The sequence below is a fragment of the Alkalibacillus haloalkaliphilus genome (genome assembly GCF_007991275.1).
In the GTDB taxonomy this organism is placed as follows: Bacteria; Bacillota; Bacilli; order Bacillales; family Alkalibacillaceae; genus Alkalibacillus; species Alkalibacillus haloalkaliphilus.
Genome location: NZ_BJYA01000002.1, coordinates 100,848 through 122,085, shown reverse-complemented (window position 1 = coordinate 122,085; position 21,238 = coordinate 100,848). Strand labels below are relative to the sequence as shown.

Here is a 21,238-nt window from a genome sequence, read left to right as displayed (position 1 = left end):
ACGACTCCTTTTATTGTTCAGTCGATCTAAACATATGGAATTTTCCATCAAAAACTAATTCTTGATCGACGTAACTTGATACTTCAACAATTGTTCGTCCTTTATCATCATCGCCTTTAACATATGCTTTAGCAATGACACGTTCATGTAATTTAACTGGTCTTGTAAAACGTATCTCAGAATTAGCTGTTAAAGCAAGTTCATCATCTATTACAGCGACTGCTAGTGAATTAGCTTGTGCAAATAAATGGTGCCCTCTAGCAATTTGATTACGTGAAAAGACATGCTCCTCACTGATATCCAGTAGTGAAATCGCTGACTGATCAAGCTCTAAGTTAATAACCTCACCAATCACTTCGTCAAGCGGTAAAGCTTTAACTGTTTCATCCCACTGTTTTTGTGCAACATCTTTAATACGTTCACGAAGCTCAGGTATTGATAGTTCTAAGCGATCGAGACGAATGGTTTGAATACTGACACCAAATTTCTTGGCTAAGTCTTCATCTGTAATAAATGGTGTGTCTTCTATAAGTGTTATGAGTTCTTCTTGTCTTTCCTTCTTTTTTCTTTTCATGCTAACCACCATCCGTTTTATGACTAGGTCCTAATAGTAATATATAATACGTTGGCGTAAGATGCAATCATTAATCAAAAATTCGCTCTTGAATTAAAGGGTCTGATTCAATAAGTTGTTTTAACTTACTATATTCTTCGTCATGCTCCAATTTACCTTCATTCATGACATTAACGGCATCTTGTCTTGCCACTTCTAGTGCTCTATAGTCTTCAACAATGTCAGCGACTTTAAACTCGGGTAAGCCACTTTGTCTTTTTCCAAAAAAGTCACCTGGTCCTCTAATTTGTAGGTCATGTTCTGATAATTCAAATCCATCTGTTGTTTCTGTCATGACACGCATACGTTCTTTTCCGCTTTCACTTTTTGGGTCGGCTAGTAAAATACAATAACTTTGTTCACTACCTCGACCTACTCGTCCTCTTAACTGGTGTAGTTGAGCCAATCCGAACCGCTCAGCATCATAAATTACCATCGTCGTCGCGTTTGGAACATTTACACCTACTTCAATCACAGTAGTTGAAACGAGTAGTTGTATTTCATTATTAGCAAATTGTCTCATTAACTCTTCTTTTTCTTGAGCTGATAAGCGTCCATGCATAAGTCCAACTTGAATTGAATTAGGCATCGTTGCGTTTAGCTGCTCAAACACATCGACCGCATTTTGAATGTCTAACTGATCTGATTCTTCAATTAATGGACAAATGACATAAGCTTGATGTCCCTTATTAATTTGATCAATTAAAAACTGATGTACGCGCTCGATCATATTTTCCTTTGCCCAATACGTCTCAACTGGTAAACGCCCTTTTGGCATCTCATCAATTACTGATACATCCATATCACCGAAAGATGTAATGGATAACGTCCTAGGAATAGGCGTAGCTGTCATGAACAATACATCAGGAGTTAACCCTTTATCCCTTAATGTTTTACGTTGGTTAACGCCAAAGCGGTGTTGTTCGTCAATGACTACTAATCCAAGTTGTTTAAAGATCGTTTCATCTTGAATTAATGCGTGAGTACCAACGAGTATGTCAACTTCACCATTTTCAAGTCTTCCTAAGATCTCTTTACGCTTCTTACCTTTAATCGAGCCCGTTAACAACTCAATGTTTAACTGTTCGCCTAACAAGTCATTTAATGATTCTACATGTTGCTCAGCTAGAATTTCTGTAGGGACCATTAAAGCACCTTGCTGACCTGATAGAGCTGTCGCATACAACGCGATCGCTGCAATGACTGTTTTACCTGAACCAACATCACCTTGTAAGAGACGATTCATTCGGTGTTCACCATTTAGGTCATCTAATATTTCTTTTAGCACGCGTTTTTGGCTACTTGTTAAATCAAAAGGCAGTTTCTTAACAAACCCCTTTAAAACACCATTGTCATAATGTTTTTGTGTTCCAACTGATTGTGCTTTATTTTCTCTTCTAATGTATTGCATTTTAAGTTGAAACAAAAATAGCTCCTCATAAATAAACCTTCTTTTTGCATGTTTTAAACTTGATTTTGAAGAAGGCTGATGCAACTCTTGAACTGCTATCTGCCTTTGTGGAATTTTGTAGTTATGTAGGTATTTCTCCGGCAATATCTCTTCAATTTCCTCAATAGAAGACTTCAATGCATACTTAATTAACTTCTTTAATTGAGCAATCGTTAACTTGCCCTTTGTATGGTAAACCGGTTCAATTGAACTTGCTTCTTCAAAGCTTTGGCGATGGAACTTATGCACAGTTAATTGTAATCGGTGCATATCCCACTTTCCTGTTAACGTGACAGTTTGTCCAACTTGTAATTGGTCTTTTAAGAAGGCTTGATTAAAAAATACGGCTTTAACTGCGACAACTCCAATTTGAATCGTGCACGATAATCGTGATTTTTTACGACCGTAAAACGAAACGTTCGGTTGTGAGACAACTTCCCCTTGAATGGTAGCCACTTCTTCATGACTTAATTCTTCTAGCGGTTTTAATTCTAAGAAGTCATAACGAAAAGGAAAGTGGAAGAGTAAATCTCCCACTTTCGAAATATCTAGCAATGCTAGCTGTTCTTGAGTTTTTTCACCGACACTTGGTATTTGATTAACTGGTTCGTTAAACAATTTCGATCACTCGCTTCCCATGGCAGGACCAAAAACTTTTTTAGCTAATTCTCTTCCTGTTGGTGTTGCTGCCAAGCCACCTTCTGCTGTTTCTTTAAGAGCTGGCGACATACTTTCACCAATTCTAAACATAGCTCCAATAACTTCGTCAGTAGGAATTGTACTCGTCACACCTGCTAAAGCTAAGTCAGCTGATACAATCGCTTGAGAAGATCCCATTGCGTTACGTTTAACACAAGGTACTTCGACTAAGCCTGCAACAGGGTCGCACACTAAGCCGAGCATATTTTTAAGTGTAATTGACATTGCTTCTGCTGACTGCTGTGGTGTACCACCTGCCATTTCTACAGCTGCTGCACTTGCCATACCTGCTGCAGAACCAACTTCAGCTTGGCAACCACCTGCTGCACCTGAAATTGAAGCATTATTCGCTACAACTTGACCGAATGCACCTGATGTGAATAGAAAGCGCACCATTTGTTCACGCGTTGGATTTAAGCGAGGCTTCAATCCAAATAACACACCCGGTACACATCCTGCACTACCAGCTGTCGGAGTTGCACAAATTGTACCCATTGCTGCGTTCACTTCATTAGTTGCAACCGCTTTACTAACAACGTCTAATAAAAGGTTACCCGATAATGTTTCTTGTTCAGCCATATACTTTTGAATTAATACAGCATCTCCACCAGTTAAGCCAGAGCGAGATTTAACACCTTCTAATCCATCATGAACAGACTTTTCCATAATATCTAAATTATGACCCATTTGAGCAAAAATCTCTTCTCTAGGTTTTCCAGTCTCTTCTACTTCTTGCCTAATCATCAATTCTGAAATAGGAACGTCTAATTTTTCTGCTTGCTCGACTAACTCACTAACGTGTTTAAACAACATTACACTCAATCCTTCCCCTTATTCTGAGATTGTAACAACTTGCATAATATGATCACATTTATTCAACTCATCCATAATGTGGTCAGGAATTCTTTCATCAGTTTCGATAATCATCATCGCGTCTTTCCCTTCTTCTTTCCTTGCTACTTCCATATGACCAATGTTAATCTCGTGCTCAGCTAGAACGTTCGTAACTGCGGCAATAGCTCCGAAACGGTCATTATGCATAACGAGGATCGCCGGTGATTGGCCAGTTAAACGTAATTCAAAACCGTTTAACTCTGTAATTTCTGCCTTTCCACCGCCAATAGAAATTCCGACAAGTTCAAAATCTCCATCTTCATCTCCCATTTGGATACGTGCAGTATTAGGGTGATCTGATGATCCATCTTCTTCTATAAACTCTATATCTAAATTCGCTTCTTTAGCTAAATTTAAAGCATCTTTTATTCTTTCATCATACGTGCTAAACCCTAGTATGCCTCCTACTAATGCTACGTCTGTACCGTGACCTTGATAAGTTTTAGCAAAAGACCCATACAAATGAATTTTCGCCCAATCTGGTTGACGGCCGAATAATTCTCTAGCCATCTTCCCAATACGTGCAGCACCTGCAGTATGAGAGCTTGAAGGCCCGATCATTACTGGACCGATAATATCAAAAACAGATCTAAATTTCATAACGGACACGCTCCTTTGTCTCCTCTATCTATCTTCATTTTATCGTTAATTCGTTAAAATTCCAACACTTATTCGTTTTGTTTCGAACTCATTGTGTTGATAATCTTTCATTTTCTCTTTATAATATGCTTTGGGTTTTAAGAACTCGGGTGGGCGAGGGCTTTACAAACAAAGAAGGAGTACTCATGAAAAATTGGCCTAACAATCGTTGGTTAAACGAGGTCGTTGCCGGTTTAATCGGTTATTTAACAACGGTTTATATCGTCGTTGTTAACAGTGCCATTTTAAGTGATGCTGGAATTAATCGAGAAGATGCTATGATTGCAACCATACTTGCGAGTACGGTTGGTTGTATTTTAGTCGGACTCTGGGCTAAAGTACCAATCATAATCATACCCGGTATGGGAGTCAATGCGCTTTTTGCATACTCGATTGTTCAACAATATGATTTCACTTATGAACAAGGTTTAGGTGTAGTTGTTGTTGCAAGTTTAATATTTTTAATTACAGCTATTACGCCATTAGGAGAAATGTTTAAAAAAGCGATTCCTGATGCATTAAAACACGGCATTACAATCGGTTTAGGTTTGTTCCTCGTATTAATCGGCCTAGAAAACGGTGGGTTAATTGTAAGTGGTGATTATTCCATAATCGCATTAGGAGATTTCTCTTCTCCATATGTCGTCGTTAGCTTACTATCATTACTTGTCGGCGTTATTTTATTTGTCAAAAATGTTCCCGCAAACTTCTTATTTACGATGATTATTGGAACGTTGATTGCTTATATGTTTGGCGTATTAGACACAGAACCAACGACAATTACAGCTGAAAGTATTGCTAACTTTATGGTCTTCCCTGCTTTTGATCATATTCTCGGATTAACGTTTTGGATTGCTGTATTACCACTCGCAATCGTCTTGATCTTCGAAAGTATGGGCTTACTACACGGCCAATTGGATATGGTAAACCGTCATGATGCTTTCCACAAAGCGAATAAGAGTAGTGCCGTTGCTGCAACATTTAGTGGTTTCTTCGGTACTTCTCCAACAATACCAGCTGCCGAAACAGCTGCAGTAATCGCCGCGAAAGCCAAAACTGGCCTGACTAGTATCGTAATCGGCATAATGTTCTTAGGTACATTTTTCTTAATACCTTACATTTCATTAATCCCAGCTAATGCGATCAGTCCAATCTTAATCATAGTCGGTGTACTAATGATGCAAAACATTAAGCATATTAAAGTAGACGATCTAACTGAAGCATTTCCTACATTTTTAATTATGTTTATGATTCCATTCACATACAGCATAGCCGATGGAATGGCATTCGGTTTCATTGCATATCCAATTGTTAAAATTGTAGCTGGCCGAAAAGACGAAGTAACACCATTGTTAATCATCATTTCTAGCTTGTTTTTACTCGAATTCTTAATTAAAGGTTTCATTTAAGTAATCCCTCCCTAGCAGCGTGCTGGGGAGGGATTTTTTCAGGGGTTAACAGTTTCATTAAACATTTCTTTTTTTGATGACCGTAAACTTAACATTAATAAAGTTGTAGAAATTAGAAACATGATCAGCACGCCTAAAATGACCGCACCTTTAACTGAATATAGTTCTGCAATAGCCCCCAAAAGGGTAGTTAGTAAGATTATGAGAATTGCTTCAAGTAAGCCAAATACACTTCTTACCCTACCCATAACTTCAATTGGTATATTATTTTGATAAAAAGTGAGAAAGCCTGTATTTGCAAATGCAATAAAAAATGCCAAAAAGAAAAATCCAAACGCTGCAACTATAAAGACCTCAGAAAAAGCGTATATGACATAACCCATTGAAACAAATACAGTACCTAAACCAATTAAAATAAAAGTCTTTAGATGATTAACAACTAATGAATTTATAATTGCCCCTATAACAATACCCGCACCAGCTATCGATACTAAAAAACCATACTCACTGTCTGTCAACATTAAGACTTCCTTTGCGAACGCAGCTTCAAGAGAGTCGATCGCACTAGCCATTATGATCATAACAAAACTAAATAAAAAGTATATAATCATTACTTGAATGTGCAAGCGTGAATATTTTATAACATGTGCTAAATCGCTTTTAATTAATCTTAAAGATAGTTCGCCTAGATTGAATGAACGCAAATGGTCTTTCTCCAAATTAGGCATAAAGCTAGTTATGATTGCAGAGATTAACAAGGCGATTGAGTTAATATAAATAGCAATGTATGGAGATCCAACCATAAATAACACACCTGCAATGGCAGGTCCAATTAAAAAAGCTCCTGATGTAACTAAACTTAACAAGGAATTAAACCGTTTTCGGTCTTGATAAGGAATTAGTTTCGTCACATATGTCATCGATGTGGGTTCAAATACTGAGCTAGCTACATTAACTAAAAACACAATTAAATAGATTAAACCTAAAGACGATAAAAATGGTAAAGTAAGTATTAAGGTTGCTTTCAATAAGTCTAGTAGAATCATCAAATACTTTTTATTCAACCTATCAATAAAAGAACCAGCCCATAGATTTGTGCACAATGTGGCTAGCGGTTTTATGATATAAAGCATAGATACAGCTAAAGGAGAGCCTGTCATTTCTAATACGATTAAATTTAGAGCAATGAAATATACCCACTCACCAACACTTGAGCTACCGATTCCGAACAATAACATGATAGAATACTTTCAAGAAACCAACCTCCTCATAATCTAACCCCCCCTTATTTAAAATACAAAAAGCCCCCAAGGCCTTAGCCTTGAGGGCAGGAACATCAAATCCGCGGTGCCACCTCATTTTGATTATATGTCGCCATATAATTCTTTGAAGTACAATATAATACTCGCGCTCTATAACAGGAGCACCTGTCACACTATCATTTTACCATTCCAGCATGATACTCAGAGACTTGTTTCAACGAAATTATCATACCCTTTCTCAGCACATAAGAGCTCTCTGTCATGATTGAACCCGTTTACTTCTTCTCATCATCGCATATTTTAGTATAGAATTTTATTTATATTATCATGAACAGGAAAAAATTACAATGGATTGTTTTTTAATAGGTTCTAAACCAACCCTTTTGATGCCTTCTAAGGAACCCTCTTAATTATGCCATTGGTGTTTGTACATGTAGGAACAAGGATAACAAATAAGGAGTTAACGTGCTTTTTTATATTCTTGATTAAGCACAAAGTTGGTATCAGGTGAGGAGCGAAGGTGGCGACTCCAGCGGGAACAGCACGAGTCTCGAGACCCCACAGGCCCCGCTTTTTGGGCCGAGGAGGCTCGAGCCGTGCCCGCGGAAAGCGTCCACCGAGAGCGGATCACCTGATACCAACGGTTCAGGCACAAAACACGCACCCTTTAAAGCTATAAAAATTGTACAACTACCCCAACAAATATTTTAGAGTCTTTAAACATAAAAAGAGCCCAATTTCTTGGACTCTTTTGAATGCATATAATTTATAATATTACTCCACAGAAAAGATATATGAATAGATCGGTTGGTTTCCTTTATGCACTTCTACTTCAATTTCTTCAAAATGCTTTTCGATATATTCTTCGATTTGTTCTACTTCTTCGTCAGTTCCTTCTTCACCTTGTAAAATAGTTACAATTTCATCTTCTTCATCATCAACAAGGTTGTTTAACAATTCATTGATCGCTTCCATTTTGTCACGGTTCACGGCTTGAATGGAACCATCTAAAATCCCCATGAAATTACCTTCTTCAATTTCACGACCGTCAATTTGTGTATCGCGAACTGCATAAGTGATCTGACCAGTTTTAACAAATTGCATTGCTTCAGTCATTGCTTCTTGATTATCTTCAAGAGAAGCTTCAAAATTCAGTGCTAACATGGCACTCATACCTTGAGGCACTGTCTTCGTTGGCACCACTTTAACGTTAGCATCTGCTAATTCTTCAGCTTGTTCTGCAGCCATCACGATATTTTTATTATTTGGTAGGACTAGTACATGATCAGCATGTGCCTTATTAACTGCTTCAACAATATCTTGTGTACTTGGGTTCATTGTTTGTCCACCCTCAATGACGACCGTTGCGCCTAGGCTTTCAAACATTTCTTTAATTCCATCACCCATACCAACTGTCACAACAGCTAAATTTTGACGTTTAGCCGGGGCTTCTTCTTTAGTTTGTTCTCCGACAATTGATGTATGTTGTTCACGCATATTTTCAATCTTAATATTGATTAAGCTTCCAAACTTTTGACCAAGTGTCATCGCTTCACCAGGATATTCAGCATGAATGTGCACTTTCACAACTTCGTCATCTGATACAACTAATAAAGAATCACCATGTTCGCTTAACTCATTGCGATATTGTTCTTCATCAAATGGGTTGTCTTTTAACTTGTCTTCCTCAAACTTAACCATGAATTCAGTACAGTAACCGAATTCAATATCTTCTGTCTCCATGAAATCTTGGTGCATTTTATGGTGTTCAGCACTTACTAAATCATCAAGTGAAGGAGTAGAACTAACATCTGGTACTTCTTCACCTTTCAATGACGCTAAGAATCCTTCATACACTGTCACTAGACCTTGTCCACCACTATCTACTACTCCTACTTCTTTTAATACCGGAAGTAGATCTGGGGTACGCTCTAATGAAGCTTTTGATTCTTCTAACACTTGTTCAAAAAACGAAACAAGGTCATCAGTTGAATCAGCAGCTTCTAAACCTTTTTTAGCAGCATCTTTTGCAACTGTTAGAACAGTACCTTCCACTGGTTTCATGACCGCTTTATAAGCAGTTTCAACACCAGCTTCTAAAGCTTGTGCTATGTCATTTGTCGTTAAAGTTTCTTTTTCTTTAACACTTTTAGAAAAGCCACGGAACAATTGAGAAAGGATAACACCTGAGTTACCTCTCGCTCCCATTAATAAACCTTTAGCTAAAGCGTTAGCCACTTCGCCAATATGGTTATTAGTTACTTTTTCGACTTCAGAAGCTCCTGAAGTCATCGTTAAGTTCATATTTGTTCCAGTATCACCATCTGGTACTGGAAAAACGTTCAAGGAATCAATCATCTGTGACTGATTAGATAGATGATTTGCACCTAGTAAAACCATCTGTGCGAATTTCTCACCATTTAAAGTATGATTAGACACACTATTTTCCTCCTTCATCCACAACAATCCTCTATGTAGTTACGCGTACACCGTGAATATAAATATTAACGGATACAACATCTAAACCAACCATGCGTTTTAGGGCATACTTCACCTGGTTTTGAACGTTGTGAGCTACTTCTGATACTTTCGTTCCGTAGCTAACGATAATGTACATATCAATATTTAAATCACGATCTTCTTGTCTGACTACAACACCTTTTGTGAAATTTTCTTTACCAAGAATTTCAGACAAGCCATCTTTAAACTGTTTTTTCGAAGCCATACCAACTATACCATAGCATTCCATAGCTGCGCCACCAGCAATTGTAGAAATAACTTCCTTGGAAACTGTTACCTGACCATAATTGTTTTGAAATTCAACTGACATATCCATCCTCCTTGATTCGTGACCATGACTATGGCTATTTTACTACAACATAACATATTTTAAAAGCGTATTCACAAGAGAACAACGTGTCAAGTGTAAAAACTTGATAAACTAGTCATTCAATCGTTGAAATACTCGTAGCCATATGATAAAGTAGAAAAGTGATTTAAAAGAGATGATGCAGGAGGGATTTTATATGGCTCGTAAATGCCAAGTGACAGGACGCAAAACGTCAACTGGTAACCATCGTTCACACGCGATGAATGCCAACAAACGTAAATGGAAATCAAACGTACAAAAGGTACGTATTATGGTAGACGGTAAACCTCAGAAAGTTTATGTTTCTGCACGTGCTTTAAAATCTGGTAAAGTACAACGCGTATAATGCGAACAGAACACGTAAAAAGGGCTGGAGCTTAAAAGATTATTTCCTTTAAGCCAGCCCTTTTTTACGTCCTAATCCTTCTTAATGAGTCCCATCATTGATCTGACGATACCTCCTAAAAATCTAGGAAGCTTAATCGTATAAAATTTCATCTTCCCCCTCCTATACCAACACGATTACAAATATTAAACTATAAATTAATCACGGCTCTTTACAATTATTAATATGCCTTCAGTGAAAAAATAAGTACCTATTTTTTCTTTCCATTCATTTGAAACCGTTAAAGAACTACCACTTTTTACTGTTGCACCGTCTAATTCATATAAAAAACCTTTTAAATTCAAGTTATACACCGTGTCGCTAATTGGGAGAAATGATACATATTGAAAACGTTCATCGCGCTTTAGTTCATATTGACCAGGTGTTTTTAACGTCAACTCATTTTGCACATTACAAATCCAAGCTTCAATTCCTGCATCGTTAAACTTCTTTAATAACATGATATTCACTATTTCATGATCTTTTCGTCCACCAGTAGCACCAAATAAATAGACGCGATCAGGATTTTGTTTCATAACATAATTAATGGCAAGTTCTAAATCTGTATCATCTTTGTCTACAGGATGTACTTCCACTTCATTAGAATACGTCTTAATTTGGGAAAATTCGGTCGCACTAACAGAATCGAAATCTCCAATCGCTAAATCAATGTGACCAACATTTTCACTCAATAAGTAAGCTCCGTGATCCACACCGATCCAATGATTAATATCTTCATAATGATTTAAAGGCGGCAAGTCCGATTTAGGACCTCCCGCCACAATACCAAACACTTTCATTACAATCACCTACACAGATTGTTCATAACTAGCTTTAATTGTTTGTATGGCAGCTTGACGGTCTTCTTGATTAAAGATCGCACTGCCAGCAACTAGCACTTCAGCACCAGCATCAACGCAAGCTTTAGCTGTCTCGGCTTTCACGCCACCATCAACTTCAATTTCATAATCAAAACCGTATTGTTTCTTCAGTTCTGACAATTGTTCGATTTTGGACAATGTTGAATCAATAAATGATTGACCACCAAAACCAGGGTTTACCGTCATAACTAAGACAAGGTCAACATCTTGCAAGATCGGTTCAATCGTTGAAACCGGTGTTGCTGGATTAATGACGACACCAGGTTTAACACCTTCGTTACTAATTTGTTGGATTACACGGTGCAGGTGCGGACACGCCTCAGCATGAACCGAAATGATATCTGCTCCAGCTTTAGCAAACTGCGGGACATAATCTTCAGGGTTCTCAATCATTAAATGAACATCTAATGGGAGATTAGTAACAGGACGGATCGCTTCTACAATTAATGGTCCAATCGTAATATTTGGAACGAAATGACCATCCATGACATCAACGTGAATGTAGTCGACATCATTTTCAACTGATTTAATCTCAGTTGCTAATTTTGAAAAATCTGCTGATAATATCGATGGTGCAATCTTTACCATAACCTAATACCTCGGCTTTCTATTTTTAATTTCTTCATAGAATTGTTTGTAATGCTCATATCTAAATAGCTTAATTTCTTCACTGTCTACTGCTTGTTTAACAGCACACTTGGGTTCGTTCATATGGTAGCATCCTCTAAATTTACAACGGTCTTCATAGTCTAAAAACTCTCGGAATGACCTTCTAATATCCTCTAATTGAAGTTCATCAAAGTCTAGAGCGCTAAAACCAGGTGTATCAGCAACATATCCATTGGCAATAGGATATAGCTCAACATGGCGTGTCGTATGTTTTCCCCGACCTAAACTTTTGGATATGTCACCTGTTTCAATCTCTAACGTTTCATCTAGCTGATTTAAAATTGTTGATTTTCCAACACCTGATTGACCTGCAATTACAGAAATTTTATTAGCTAAATAAGGTTCTAGTTGATTATTTAAATCATCCATCTCACTTGAAACTTTAACAACATCATAGCCAATTGATTGATAATAGTTTATGAAAAAATCAATCTCTTCCTCATGCTTTGAATCAATCAAATCTTCCTTACTAAAAACAATTAAAGCATCTAAGTCTTTATTTTCAACAAGGACTAAAAATCGATCGAGCAGTAATGGATTAAAATCTGGTTCTATCATCGAAGTAACAATAATCGCCTGGTCAACATTAGAAACGGGCGGTCTAATTAGTTCGTTTTCTCGTTCGTATACCGTTTGAATTGTCCCTGTATAATTTTCTTGTACAGATATCTCAACTTCATCTCCAACGAGAGGAGTAATCTTTTGATTTCTGAAGACTCCTCTACCTTTGCAACGATACACTTCCTGACCTATTAATACATCATAAAACCCGCTTAATGCTTTAACTATTTTTCCTTTTGGCATTCATTAATCCTCTCCTGGCTCATAAGGAATTGCTTCTTCATAATAAAGTGTACCCTCTTTCGTAACACGAACTTCACCTGTTTCATCAGGTTCAATCGTTAGTTCAACTGTATAGATTGTATCTTCATAAATGACATCTTCTTCAAACACTTCATTAATACTATTGTTTTGATCCTCTATAAAAATCTGAACCTCTTGTCCTATTGGCTCTTCTTCTTCATCATCTTCAGAATTAATTTCTTCATCATAAGTAACGGTGAACGAAACTTGTTCTGTAATTGGTTGTGGCTCAGCACCTTTAGAAACATATACTTTAAACTCGTCACCACGTTCTAACTCAGCATTTTGACTTGGTTCTTGCCTAGTTATTCTGCCTTCTGAAATATCATCAGAATGTTCTTCTTCTGTTTCTAGCATTAACTCATTTTCCTGTGCAAAATTTTGAACACGCTCTAAAGTATCATCTCTAAAAGAAGGTAACGATATACTTGGTGGCCCTTGACTTACTTCAAAAATGACACGAGTGTCTTCTGGAATAATTTCTTCACCTGGCTCAGGTTGAATTTGATTAATAATTTCGCCTTCAGGACGTTCATCTTCAAGTCTAATTTCACGAACTTGTCCATATCCACGAGACTCAAGTAACCTTCGTGTTTCGTTAAAATCTTGTCCGACATAATCATCGAATTCGATCTTCTCTTGACCTAAGCTCGTATATAAAGCAACCGTGGAACCTTCTTTTACAGTCGTACCACTTCTAGGGTTCGTTCGAATAACATATCCTTCTTCTACTTCATCGTTAAAAACAGATTCACGTTCAACGTCTAAATCTATATTGGATAGTTCGATTAATGCCTCTTCATAAGTATACCCTTCTAGTTCAGGAATGGTGACATCCTCTGGCATAAACATTCCTGGCAGTACAAATAAAGCAATAATAAAAGCTGCAATTAATATACCAACTATTGAAGATACCCACGCAATCCATTTCTTTGACTTCTTTTTCTCATTTTGTTGAGTTGGGACGATTGTCTCTTCATTAGTACTGTTATTTGATGTATTCGGTTGGATCGCTGGAATTACTTTTGTATCTTCTCCTTCTTCTTCAGGAGGGTTATAACGCTCTTCATTTAGCCTTGAATGGTCAAATACAGTCTCTAAACTATTTCTTAACTCTTCTATCGTAGCGTAACGATGAATCGGATTTTTAACTGTTGCTTTTAGCACTACATTTTCGAGACTTTGTGGAACCTCAGAGTTAAAGCTTCTAACAAATGGTGGTTCAGTTTGCATATGTTTTAATGCTATTGAAACAGCAGATTCTCCTGAGAATGGTAATCGGCCAGTCAACAGTTCATATAAAACAATCCCTAAAGAATAAATGTCTGATTTACGTGTTGCTGTTCCACCTCTCGCCTGTTCAGGGGATAAATAATGAACAGAACCCATCACGTCATTCGTTTTCGTTAACGAAGTAGAACTCAGTGCTCTTGCAATGCCAAAATCAGTTATTTTCACATTACCACGATGATCCATCAAAATATTTTGCGGCTTAATGTCTCGGTGAATAATGCCATTATCATGAGCGTGTTCAACTGCATCAGATAACTGGATCATAATTCGAACTGCTTCATGTGTCGAAACCGTGCCTTTATGTTGGATATACTCTTTTAATGTCATACCATCAACATATTCCATAATCATATAATGTAAGTCATCTTCTTGACCGACATCAAAAATGTTAACGATATGATCATTTGAAAGACTTATAGCCGATTCTGCCTCTCGGTTAAATCTTTCAATGAATTCTTCATGATCAGAGTACTCTAGTTTTAATAACTTTATTGCTACTTCGCGACCTAAAATTAAATCTTCACCTAAATATACATTGGCCATACCGCCTCCACCAATGTATTGGATAACTTTATAACGTTCGTTTAAAACTTTACCTATGTCCATGTTTGATCACCCGATTCTAAGCTAATCAATGCTACAGTAATATTATCTTCACCGCCGCGTTGATTTGCCTCCTCTAATAATTGATCAACCTTCTCCTCATTGGACATAGAACGATTAACAATATGTAGTATATCTTCATCTGGCAGTTTATTTGTCAATCCGTCTGTACATAACAAGCAATACGTGTCATTTTGCCACTCATAAGATAACGTATCGACGTTAACTTCTTCTTCCGTACCTAAAGCACGTGTTAACACATTCTTTCTAGGATGTGATTCTGCCTCTTCTTTTGTGATGTGGCCTTGTAAGACGAGTTCGTTCACGAAAGAGTGGTCAGTTGTTTTCTGTTCAATGGTTTCTTCAGTGACATGGTACAGTCGACTATCACCGATATGAGCGACAACGATCTCATTATTAAGTACTGCAGCAGCAATAAGCGTTGTCCCCATTCCTTTGCACTCTTCGTTGTTTTGCGCATGGTCTTTAAGGTCATCATTAACTTCTTTAACGACCGTTTCTAACCACACCTCTAATTCTTTAACATCTGTGAAGACTCTAGTACTTTCCCAGTAACCTTTCATTTGCTCTACCGCTAGTCGACTAGCTACATCACCTGCTTGATGGCCACCCATACCGTCCGCTACAATAGCTAACAACTGATCGTCTTCGTTAAAAAATACGCCACCAAAGTCTTCATTGGCTTCACGAATTTTCCCCTTATCTGTCTTAAATACAGCATGCATCCTCTCATGCACCTCACTTATATAAAAATTACTTAAATACTAAACGAGTAATAAAGAATCCATCTGCTTTAAAATCATGCGGGAAAATTTGAACCCCATATTCAGATTTCCCCTCTAAATGCTGACAAGATTCCGGTAACTCTTCAAAAAAAGCTGGATCAACTTGTAAGTTAGAATACTCTTTTAATAGTTGTTTAATTTGTTCTTCGTTTTCATGACGATCTACGGTGCATGTACTATATACTAGTTTACCATTTTCTTTTAATAAAGGAAGAACTGACCTCAATAAATCATGTTGAATATTGGCTAATTGTTCGATATTTTCTTCCTGTTTGCTATATTTAATATCTGGCTTACTTCTTAACACACCTAATCCAGTGCATGGAGCATCTAACAAAATACGGTCAAACGTACTTTCATCATGTAATTCTGATAAAAGGCGACTGTCATAGGCTTTTACTTGAATATTCGTTAAGTCTAAATCACGCGCCTTTTCTTCAACGAGATTAACTTTAGATTGATGAAGGTCATAGGCATAAATTTCACCCTGTGAATTCATCTTCTCAGCAATGTGTGTCGCCTTACCACCGGGAGCACTACATGCGTCTAACACAGTCATATTTGGCTTTGCATCAATCATTTCAGATACTAACATTGACGTTTCGTCTTGAATTGTTAGAGCGTGTGGAAACAATTCACTTTTTAAAATGTTTCCTTCCAAAATATTTAACCCTTGATTAGATAGAGGCGATCTTTCAACCTTAATCCCTTCAACCTCTAGTTTTTCAACCGCTTCTTCAATTGACAGTTTTTCTGGTTGAATTCGAACTGATACTTTTTTCGACTCAATGTTTGACTCACACATCTTCTTAGTGACATCAAAACCATACTGATCTACCCAACGCGATACTAACCAATATGGATGACTCGTTTCTATAGATACGCGCTCAACTTTGTCCTCAATTGTATCAAATGATGGGACACCTTTTCGCTGAATATTTCTTAAAACCCCATTTACAAATCCACTAATACCTTTATGGCCTTTCTTCTTCGCAATCGTTACCGCCTCATTAATGACAGCATGATCAGGTACTCGCTCTAAATAAACCATTTGATAGACAGACATTCTAAGCAATGTTCTTACCCAATGATCCATCTTCTTGTTACCGACAAATGGAGTTAAATAGAAGTCTAGCGTTAATTGACGTTGTAATGTGCCATATACTATCTCTGTGAATAAACCTTTATCTTCTTGTTTCACTTCATGTTTTGAGATTGCTTGATTTATTAAAATATGACTAAACCCACCACTTTGACTAACTCGTTGTAATAAGTTTAGTGCGACTTCTCGAACTGTTTGTTGTTTAGCCATTTAATCACCTAGTTTCTCGCCTATTTCAAAGTAATCTTTAGATCCTCTTAGGAAATCGACTGTTTTCATACGTTTCTTTCCTGCTGGTTGAAGTTCTGTTATATTAATCAACTTTTGATCACCAGTTGCGACTAAAATTCCTACTTGGTCATCAATTGTCACAATCGTCCCTGGAATTTGATCAATCGTTTGATTAACTTTTTCGCCCCACCATAGTTTTACCGTTTGGCCTTGATATGTTGTAAATGCAACAGGCCAAGGGTGCAAACCTCTAATATGATTATAAATCTCTTGTTGCGATTTGTTCCAATCAATTCGCTCTTGCTCACGCTTAATGTTATAAGCAAATGTTGCTTCATCATGATTTTGTTCTTCTGCTTCAACATCTCCAGCAAACAACTTTGGCAAAGTATCGACTAATAGATTAGCACCGACTTCAGATAATTTATCATGTAAAGTGCCGACGTGATCGGCTTCTTCTATTTTCACTTGATCTTTTGAAATCATCGCACCGGCATCTAGGGCTTCAACCATATACATAATGGTAACGCCTGTTTCATCATGACCTTCTAAAATCGAATAGTGAATCGGTGCTCCACCTCTTAATTTCGGTAACAGTGAGGCATGGACGTTTATACAACCGAAAGGAGGCTCTTCTAAGATCTCTTTCGGTAAAATTTGTCCATAAGCAGCTGTTACAATAAGGTCCGGCTTGTAATCGAGTATGTTTCGATAATCATGTCTAATCTTCTCAGGCTGTAATACTGATAGATCGTGTTTAAGCGCACACTCTTTTACCGGTGACGGTGTTAAAACTTTCTTACGACCTTTAGGGCGATCTGGTTGTGTGACGACAGCTGCTACGTCATAACCTTGTTCTATAATTCTTTCTAAAACAGGTACACTAAAGTCAGGTGTCCCCATAAATACAATTCGTTTTGTCATATAATACCCCTTCTTTTCTACATAAAGTAATACGGTTCAAAATCAACGGTTAATTGCAGTTCTTCTTTATTCATTTCTTTTTGGAAACTGTTTAATACATGCTCTAGTGGTTCATCGACATCTTGGCGATTTTTATATTTAATCATACATTGATATCGAAAACGGTCTTTAATTCTCAACATCGGTGATGGTGATGGCCCCATTAACAAGGCACTTTCACCGAGACGTTGACTTAACATGTTAGCAATCCTCTGTGATGCATCAACTACTTTAACATGGTTTTCATGAGATATATTAATTAATACTAAAAAATAGTATGGCGGGTAAGCAAACCGCCTTCTTATTTGCATTTCACGGTTAAAGAAAGATTCATAATCATATTGTGCAGCTAATTCAACTGTATAATGTTCTGGTGTATACGTTTGAACGACGACTTCTCCAGGAAGCTCATGTCTACCTGCACGTCCACTGACTTGTGTTAATAATTGAAAAGACTTTTCAGCAGCTCGAAAGTCAGGTAAATGTAAGATCGCATCAGCAGCAATCACGCCTACTAACGTTACATTTTCAAAGTCTAATCCTTTAGCAATCATTTGTGTACCTAGTAAAATATCAGCTTCTTGATTACCAAACTTCTTCAGCAGTCGTTCGTGTGCACCTTTACGGCTTGTTGTGTCAACGTCCATACGAATAATACGGGCATGTTCAAATTGTTGTTGCAATGCTTCTTCAACTTTTTGCGTACCAGTACCGAAAAAACGGATCGCTTCACTTTCACACTTAGGACATTGGTTTGGCATCGGCTTTTCATCACTACAGTAGTGACATTTTAATTTATGATTCGTACGGTGGTAAGTCATCGATATATCACAATGTTCACATTGGACCGTTTCACCACATTCGCGACACATAACAAACGTAGAATACCCTCTTCTATTTAACATTAAGACGACTTGTTCACCGCGCTTAATTCGGTCATTAATTTTCTCAACTAAAGGATCAGAAAACATCGTACGGTTACCTTTTTCTAATTCTTTACGCATATCCACGATTTCCATGTGCGGTAACGCCTGTTCATTAACACGTTCTGACAATTCCAGTAGTTGATAAACCCCTTTTTGTGCTCTAGCATAACTTTCTAACGTTGGTGTTGCACTTCCTAATATGACAGGACACTTATGGTATTGACCACGATACTTAGCCACTTCTCTCGCATGATATTTCGGATAGTCTTCTTGTTTGTATGTTGTTTCATGTTCTTCATCGATAATAATAATTCCGAGGTTTTCAAATGGAGCAAAAACAGCTGAACGTGCACCGACAACAACTTTTACTTCTTTTCGATGAATTTTACGCCATTCATCATATTTCTCACCTGTTGATAATCCACTATGTAAAACTGCGACATCATCGCCAAATCTAGATTTAAAGCGTTCAACCATCTGTGGCGTTAAAGAGATTTCAGGAACTAAGACGATTGCTTCTTTGCCCTCTTGTAGAACGCGGTCAATCGATTGTAAGTAAACTTCAGTTTTTCCACTTCCCGTCACACCATGTAATAAGAACATTTCGTGTTTATTTTCATCAATACGTGATAAAACAGGTTCAATAACTTGTTGTTGTTGTTCCGTTAACGGAAGTGGTTTCGTACGTTCATTACTGTTAGCGTGAGGATCACGGTAAACTTCCTTTTGCACTAGACGAATAATACCTTTATCTTCTAACGTTTTAATCGGTGCTCGAGTAACGCCTAAGTCATCCATCAACTGCTTTAATCGGATTTCTCCATTAGTATCTATTAAATACTCTAGTACTTGCTTTTGCCTTTTTGCTTGCTTCCCTAGTTCTTCAATAACTTCTATTACCTTTACTTGTTCAAGTGCTAATTCAATATATGTATCTTTCTTTACTCTATTTTTTCCTTTGACGACATATTTAATTTCTATTAACCCTTCACTTACTAGTGATGAAATTTGGCTCGCCTTTATACCACTCTCTTCTAACTCATTAAACGGGAATACTTCACGCCCTTGAGTCAAGATTTGCCAATCGAATGGCAGCTCACCTTCATCTGCTAATAACCATACTTCTTTTTCATATTTCGCTTTAAAAACAGCTGGTAACATCGCTTGTAAAGCAGAAACTCTAAAGCATAGTGTCTCTTCTTGTAGCCATTTGGAAAGGTTTAATAACTCTGGTGTTAAAACGGGTGCATAATCCATCACAGTATGAATCGGTTTAAGTTTTTCAAATTCGCTACTTCCAGTAATATCAATGACAAACCCCATAATTTTACGAGGTCCGAATGGTACTACCACTCGCACCCCTGGTTTTACAACACTTAGAAGTTCATCAGGAATTTCATAATCAAACAATGAATCAATCGATGAGACAGGAACATCGACAACTACTTTTGCAACTTTCACTTCGATTCACCTAACAATTCTTCTGTAAAAATTGACCATAGATCTTGTGCAATTTCATGTTTTGTCTTCAATGGAATGGATTGTTCTAACCCTTTTTTCGTCAACACGTGAACCGCATTAGTATCAGATTTAAATCCATGTTTGTCTTCACTTATATCGTTAACTGCAATCGCATCTAAGTTTTTGCGTTCTAGTTTGCTTTTACCGTACTCGAGTATGTGATCTGTTTCCGCAGCAAATCCAACTAAATATTGATGTTGTTTCATTTCGCCTAATGTTTTTAATATGTCATCTGTACGTTCCATTTCAATCGACAAGTTACCGTCTTTTTTCTTCATTTTATTTGTTTGAGTATCTTTAGGTCGGTAATCAGCAACGGCTGCAGATTTAACTACGAAATCTTGGTGTTCGAAACGGGTCGTTACCGCGTCATACATTTCTTTAGCTGACGTTACGTGAACCATTTCTACACCGACAATCTCATCTAAATCAACTGGACCACTTACTAACGTGACATTAGCCCCTAATTGTTTTGCTACTTCAGCCAAGGCATAACCCATTTTGCCTGATGAATGGTTTGTAAAATAGCGGACTGCATCAATAACCTCAACAGTCGGACCTGCTGTCACCAGTACATTTTTACCTTTTAATGGTTGGTCTACTGCTTCATTTTGTTCGATAACTTCAATAATGCGTTCAGGCTCTTCTAAACGACCTTTGCCTACATAACCACATGCTAAATAACCAGCACCTGGTTCGATAAAACGGTATCCATATCCATCTAGCGTTTTTAAATTAGCTTTTACTGCTGGATGATCGTACATATGAACATTCATAGCTGGTGCAACGTATACCGGGGCTGTTGTAGCAAGTAAAGTTGTCGTTAACATATCATCTGCAAGTCCATTTGCAACTCTTCCTAATAAGTGCGCAGTAGCAGGAGCTAATAAAACAAAATCAGCCCAATCCGCTAAATCAATATGGGCGATTTTCTCAGGATTCTTCTCATCAAATGCATCTGTAAATACTGGGTTTCGTGATAACGCTTGAAACGTTAACGGACTAACGAATTGCGTTGCACCTTCAGTCATGATTACTCTTACATCATAACCGCGCTGAACTAATTGGCTCGTTAATGCACAAGCTTTATAAGCTGCGATCCCACCCGAAACTCCTAACAATACTTTTTTTTGTTGATTCATCGTTTCTCCTCCAACAA

19 protein-coding genes and 1 other annotated feature are annotated in these 21,238 nt (G+C 37.4%); of the genes, 2 read left to right on the top strand and 17 right to left on the bottom strand.

Translation table 11 applies throughout. The features are described 5' to 3' along the window. Window positions 1–10 precede the first annotated feature (10 nt). The 4 genes from fapR to sdaAB form a co-directional block, all read right to left on the bottom strand. Entirely contained in the window at window positions 11–574 is a 564-nt protein-coding gene (fapR, locus tag AHA02nite_RS03260; RefSeq protein WP_146814355.1) for a transcription factor FapR, read from the bottom strand. Window positions 575–644: 70 nt separating this feature from the next. Beyond that, complete coding sequence (recG, locus tag AHA02nite_RS03255; protein WP_146814353.1) at window positions 645–2,681, bottom strand: ATP-dependent DNA helicase RecG; 2,037 nt, start codon at window positions 2,679–2,681, stop codon at window positions 645–647. 6 nt (window positions 2,682–2,687) lie between these two features. Then, window positions 2,688–3,572, bottom strand: coding sequence for an L-serine ammonia-lyase, iron-sulfur-dependent, subunit alpha (sdaAA, locus tag AHA02nite_RS03250; RefSeq protein WP_174758179.1), 885 nt, complete (start codon window positions 3,570–3,572; stop codon window positions 2,688–2,690). Between the two features lie 21 nt (window positions 3,573–3,593). Continuing rightward, window positions 3,594–4,256 carry an L-serine ammonia-lyase, iron-sulfur-dependent subunit beta gene (gene sdaAB, locus AHA02nite_RS03245; protein WP_146814349.1) on the bottom strand — a complete coding sequence of 221 codons (663 nt, stop codon included), beginning with the start codon at window positions 4,254–4,256 and terminating at the stop codon, window positions 3,594–3,596. Window positions 4,257–4,441: 185 nt separating this feature from the next. Here sdaAB and AHA02nite_RS03240 point away from each other — a divergent pair, with 185 nt between their 5' ends. Then, the gene (locus tag AHA02nite_RS03240) at window positions 4,442–5,704 is read left to right on the top strand and encodes an NCS2 family permease (RefSeq protein ID WP_146814347.1); all 1,263 of its coding nucleotides are present in this window, start codon (window positions 4,442–4,444) and stop codon (window positions 5,702–5,704) included. Window positions 5,705–5,742: 38 nt separating this feature from the next. Here AHA02nite_RS03240 and AHA02nite_RS03235 read toward each other — a convergent pair whose 3' ends face one another. From AHA02nite_RS03235 to AHA02nite_RS03225, 3 genes are all read right to left on the bottom strand, one after another. After that, the gene (locus AHA02nite_RS03235; protein WP_170235957.1) at window positions 5,743–6,942 is read right to left on the bottom strand and encodes an MFS transporter; all 1,200 of its coding nucleotides are present in this window, start codon (window positions 6,940–6,942) and stop codon (window positions 5,743–5,745) included. 82 nt (window positions 6,943–7,024) lie between these two features. Then, window positions 7,025–7,267, bottom strand: a binding site (T-box leader). 473 nt (window positions 7,268–7,740) lie between these two features. Further along, window positions 7,741–9,405 (bottom strand): DAK2 domain-containing protein, encoded by a 1,665-nt coding sequence (locus tag AHA02nite_RS03230; protein ID WP_146814345.1) that lies wholly within the window; start codon window positions 9,403–9,405, stop codon window positions 7,741–7,743. 31 nt (window positions 9,406–9,436) lie between these two features. Then, complete coding sequence (locus tag AHA02nite_RS03225) at window positions 9,437–9,796, bottom strand: Asp23/Gls24 family envelope stress response protein (protein WP_146814334.1); 360 nt, start codon at window positions 9,794–9,796, stop codon at window positions 9,437–9,439. A gap of 196 nt (window positions 9,797–9,992) precedes the next feature. On the opposite strand from AHA02nite_RS03225, the gene rpmB reads away from it, so the two are divergent. Beyond that, on the top strand, window positions 9,993–10,181 hold the full coding sequence (gene rpmB, locus AHA02nite_RS03220; protein WP_017186334.1) for a 50S ribosomal protein L28: 189 nt from the start codon (window positions 9,993–9,995) through the stop codon (window positions 10,179–10,181). Window positions 10,182–10,252: 71 nt separating this feature from the next. Here rpmB and spoVM read toward each other — a convergent pair whose 3' ends face one another. Genes spoVM through coaBC form a run of 10 tightly spaced genes read right to left on the bottom strand, consistent with a single transcriptional unit; the run spans window position 10,253 to window position 21,221 of the window. Continuing rightward, entirely contained in the window at window positions 10,253–10,333 is an 81-nt protein-coding gene (spoVM, locus tag AHA02nite_RS03215) for a stage V sporulation protein SpoVM (RefSeq protein WP_146814619.1), read from the bottom strand. A gap of 45 nt (window positions 10,334–10,378) precedes the next feature. Next, window positions 10,379–11,020 (bottom strand): thiamine diphosphokinase, encoded by a 642-nt coding sequence (locus AHA02nite_RS03210; RefSeq protein ID WP_146814332.1) that lies wholly within the window; start codon window positions 11,018–11,020, stop codon window positions 10,379–10,381. A gap of 9 nt (window positions 11,021–11,029) precedes the next feature. Further along, a complete protein-coding gene (gene rpe / locus AHA02nite_RS03205; RefSeq protein WP_146814330.1) occupies window positions 11,030–11,689 on the bottom strand; it encodes a ribulose-phosphate 3-epimerase in 660 nt (219 codons plus the stop codon). 3 nt (window positions 11,690–11,692) lie between these two features. Further along, complete coding sequence (gene rsgA / locus AHA02nite_RS03200; protein WP_146814328.1) at window positions 11,693–12,574, bottom strand: ribosome small subunit-dependent GTPase A; 882 nt, start codon at window positions 12,572–12,574, stop codon at window positions 11,693–11,695. A 3-nt stretch (window positions 12,575–12,577) separates the two neighbouring features. Then, on the bottom strand, window positions 12,578–14,533 hold the full coding sequence (gene pknB, locus AHA02nite_RS03195; protein ID WP_146814326.1) for a Stk1 family PASTA domain-containing Ser/Thr kinase: 1,956 nt from the start codon (window positions 14,531–14,533) through the stop codon (window positions 12,578–12,580). Beyond that, the gene (locus tag AHA02nite_RS03190; RefSeq protein WP_146814324.1) at window positions 14,524–15,276 is read right to left on the bottom strand and encodes a Stp1/IreP family PP2C-type Ser/Thr phosphatase; all 753 of its coding nucleotides are present in this window, start codon (window positions 15,274–15,276) and stop codon (window positions 14,524–14,526) included. Before AHA02nite_RS03190 ends, pknB begins: the two co-directional genes overlap by 10 nt. Window positions 15,277–15,304: 28 nt before the next feature. Further along, window positions 15,305–16,648, bottom strand: a complete 1,344-nt coding sequence (gene rsmB / locus AHA02nite_RS03185; protein WP_146814322.1) for a 16S rRNA (cytosine(967)-C(5))-methyltransferase RsmB — start codon at window positions 16,646–16,648, stop codon at window positions 15,305–15,307. Further along, complete coding sequence (gene fmt, locus AHA02nite_RS03180) at window positions 16,649–17,593, bottom strand: methionyl-tRNA formyltransferase (protein ID WP_146814320.1); 945 nt, start codon at window positions 17,591–17,593, stop codon at window positions 16,649–16,651. It abuts the gene before it with no gap. A gap of 17 nt (window positions 17,594–17,610) precedes the next feature. Continuing rightward, window positions 17,611–20,019 carry a primosomal protein N' gene (gene priA, locus AHA02nite_RS03175; RefSeq protein ID WP_146814318.1) on the bottom strand — a complete coding sequence of 803 codons (2,409 nt, stop codon included), beginning with the start codon at window positions 20,017–20,019 and terminating at the stop codon, window positions 17,611–17,613. Beyond that, window positions 20,016–21,221 carry a bifunctional phosphopantothenoylcysteine decarboxylase/phosphopantothenate--cysteine ligase CoaBC gene (coaBC, locus tag AHA02nite_RS03170; RefSeq protein WP_146814317.1) on the bottom strand — a complete coding sequence of 402 codons (1,206 nt, stop codon included), beginning with the start codon at window positions 21,219–21,221 and terminating at the stop codon, window positions 20,016–20,018. The genes priA and coaBC overlap by 4 nt, the downstream gene beginning before the upstream one ends. Window positions 21,222–21,238 lie beyond the last annotated feature (17 nt).

Coding starts and splice junctions, on each gene's coding strand:
- fapR (WP_146814355.1), bottom strand. CDS start 574: ATGAAAAGAAAAAAGAAGGAAAGACAAGAAGAACTCATAACACTTATA.
- sdaAB (WP_146814349.1), bottom strand. CDS start 4,256: ATGAAATTTAGATCTGTTTTTGATATTATCGGTCCAGTAATGATCGGG.
- AHA02nite_RS03240 (WP_146814347.1), top strand. CDS start 4,442: ATGAAAAATTGGCCTAACAATCGTTGGTTAAACGAGGTCGTTGCCGGT.
- AHA02nite_RS03235 (WP_170235957.1), bottom strand. CDS start 6,942: ATGTTATTGTTCGGAATCGGTAGCTCAAGTGTTGGTGAGTGGGTATAT.
- AHA02nite_RS03225 (WP_146814334.1), bottom strand. CDS start 9,796: ATGTCAGTTGAATTTCAAAACAATTATGGTCAGGTAACAGTTTCCAAG.
- rpmB (WP_017186334.1), top strand. CDS start 9,993: ATGGCTCGTAAATGCCAAGTGACAGGACGCAAAACGTCAACTGGTAAC.
- spoVM (WP_146814619.1), bottom strand. CDS start 10,333: ATGAAATTTTATACGATTAAGCTTCCTAGATTTTTAGGAGGTATCGTC.
- AHA02nite_RS03210 (WP_146814332.1), bottom strand. CDS start 11,020: ATGAAAGTGTTTGGTATTGTGGCGGGAGGTCCTAAATCGGACTTGCCG.
- rpe (WP_146814330.1), bottom strand. CDS start 11,689: ATGGTAAAGATTGCACCATCGATATTATCAGCAGATTTTTCAAAATTA.
- rsgA (WP_146814328.1), bottom strand. CDS start 12,574: ATGCCAAAAGGAAAAATAGTTAAAGCATTAAGCGGGTTTTATGATGTA.
- pknB (WP_146814326.1), bottom strand. CDS start 14,533: ATGGACATAGGTAAAGTTTTAAACGAACGTTATAAAGTTATCCAATAC.
- AHA02nite_RS03190 (WP_146814324.1), bottom strand. CDS start 15,276: ATGCATGCTGTATTTAAGACAGATAAGGGGAAAATTCGTGAAGCCAAT.
- rsmB (WP_146814322.1), bottom strand. CDS start 16,648: ATGGCTAAACAACAAACAGTTCGAGAAGTCGCACTAAACTTATTACAA.
- fmt (WP_146814320.1), bottom strand. CDS start 17,593: ATGACAAAACGAATTGTATTTATGGGGACACCTGACTTTAGTGTACCT.
- coaBC (WP_146814317.1), bottom strand. CDS start 21,221: ATGAATCAACAAAAAAAAGTATTGTTAGGAGTTTCGGGTGGGATCGCA.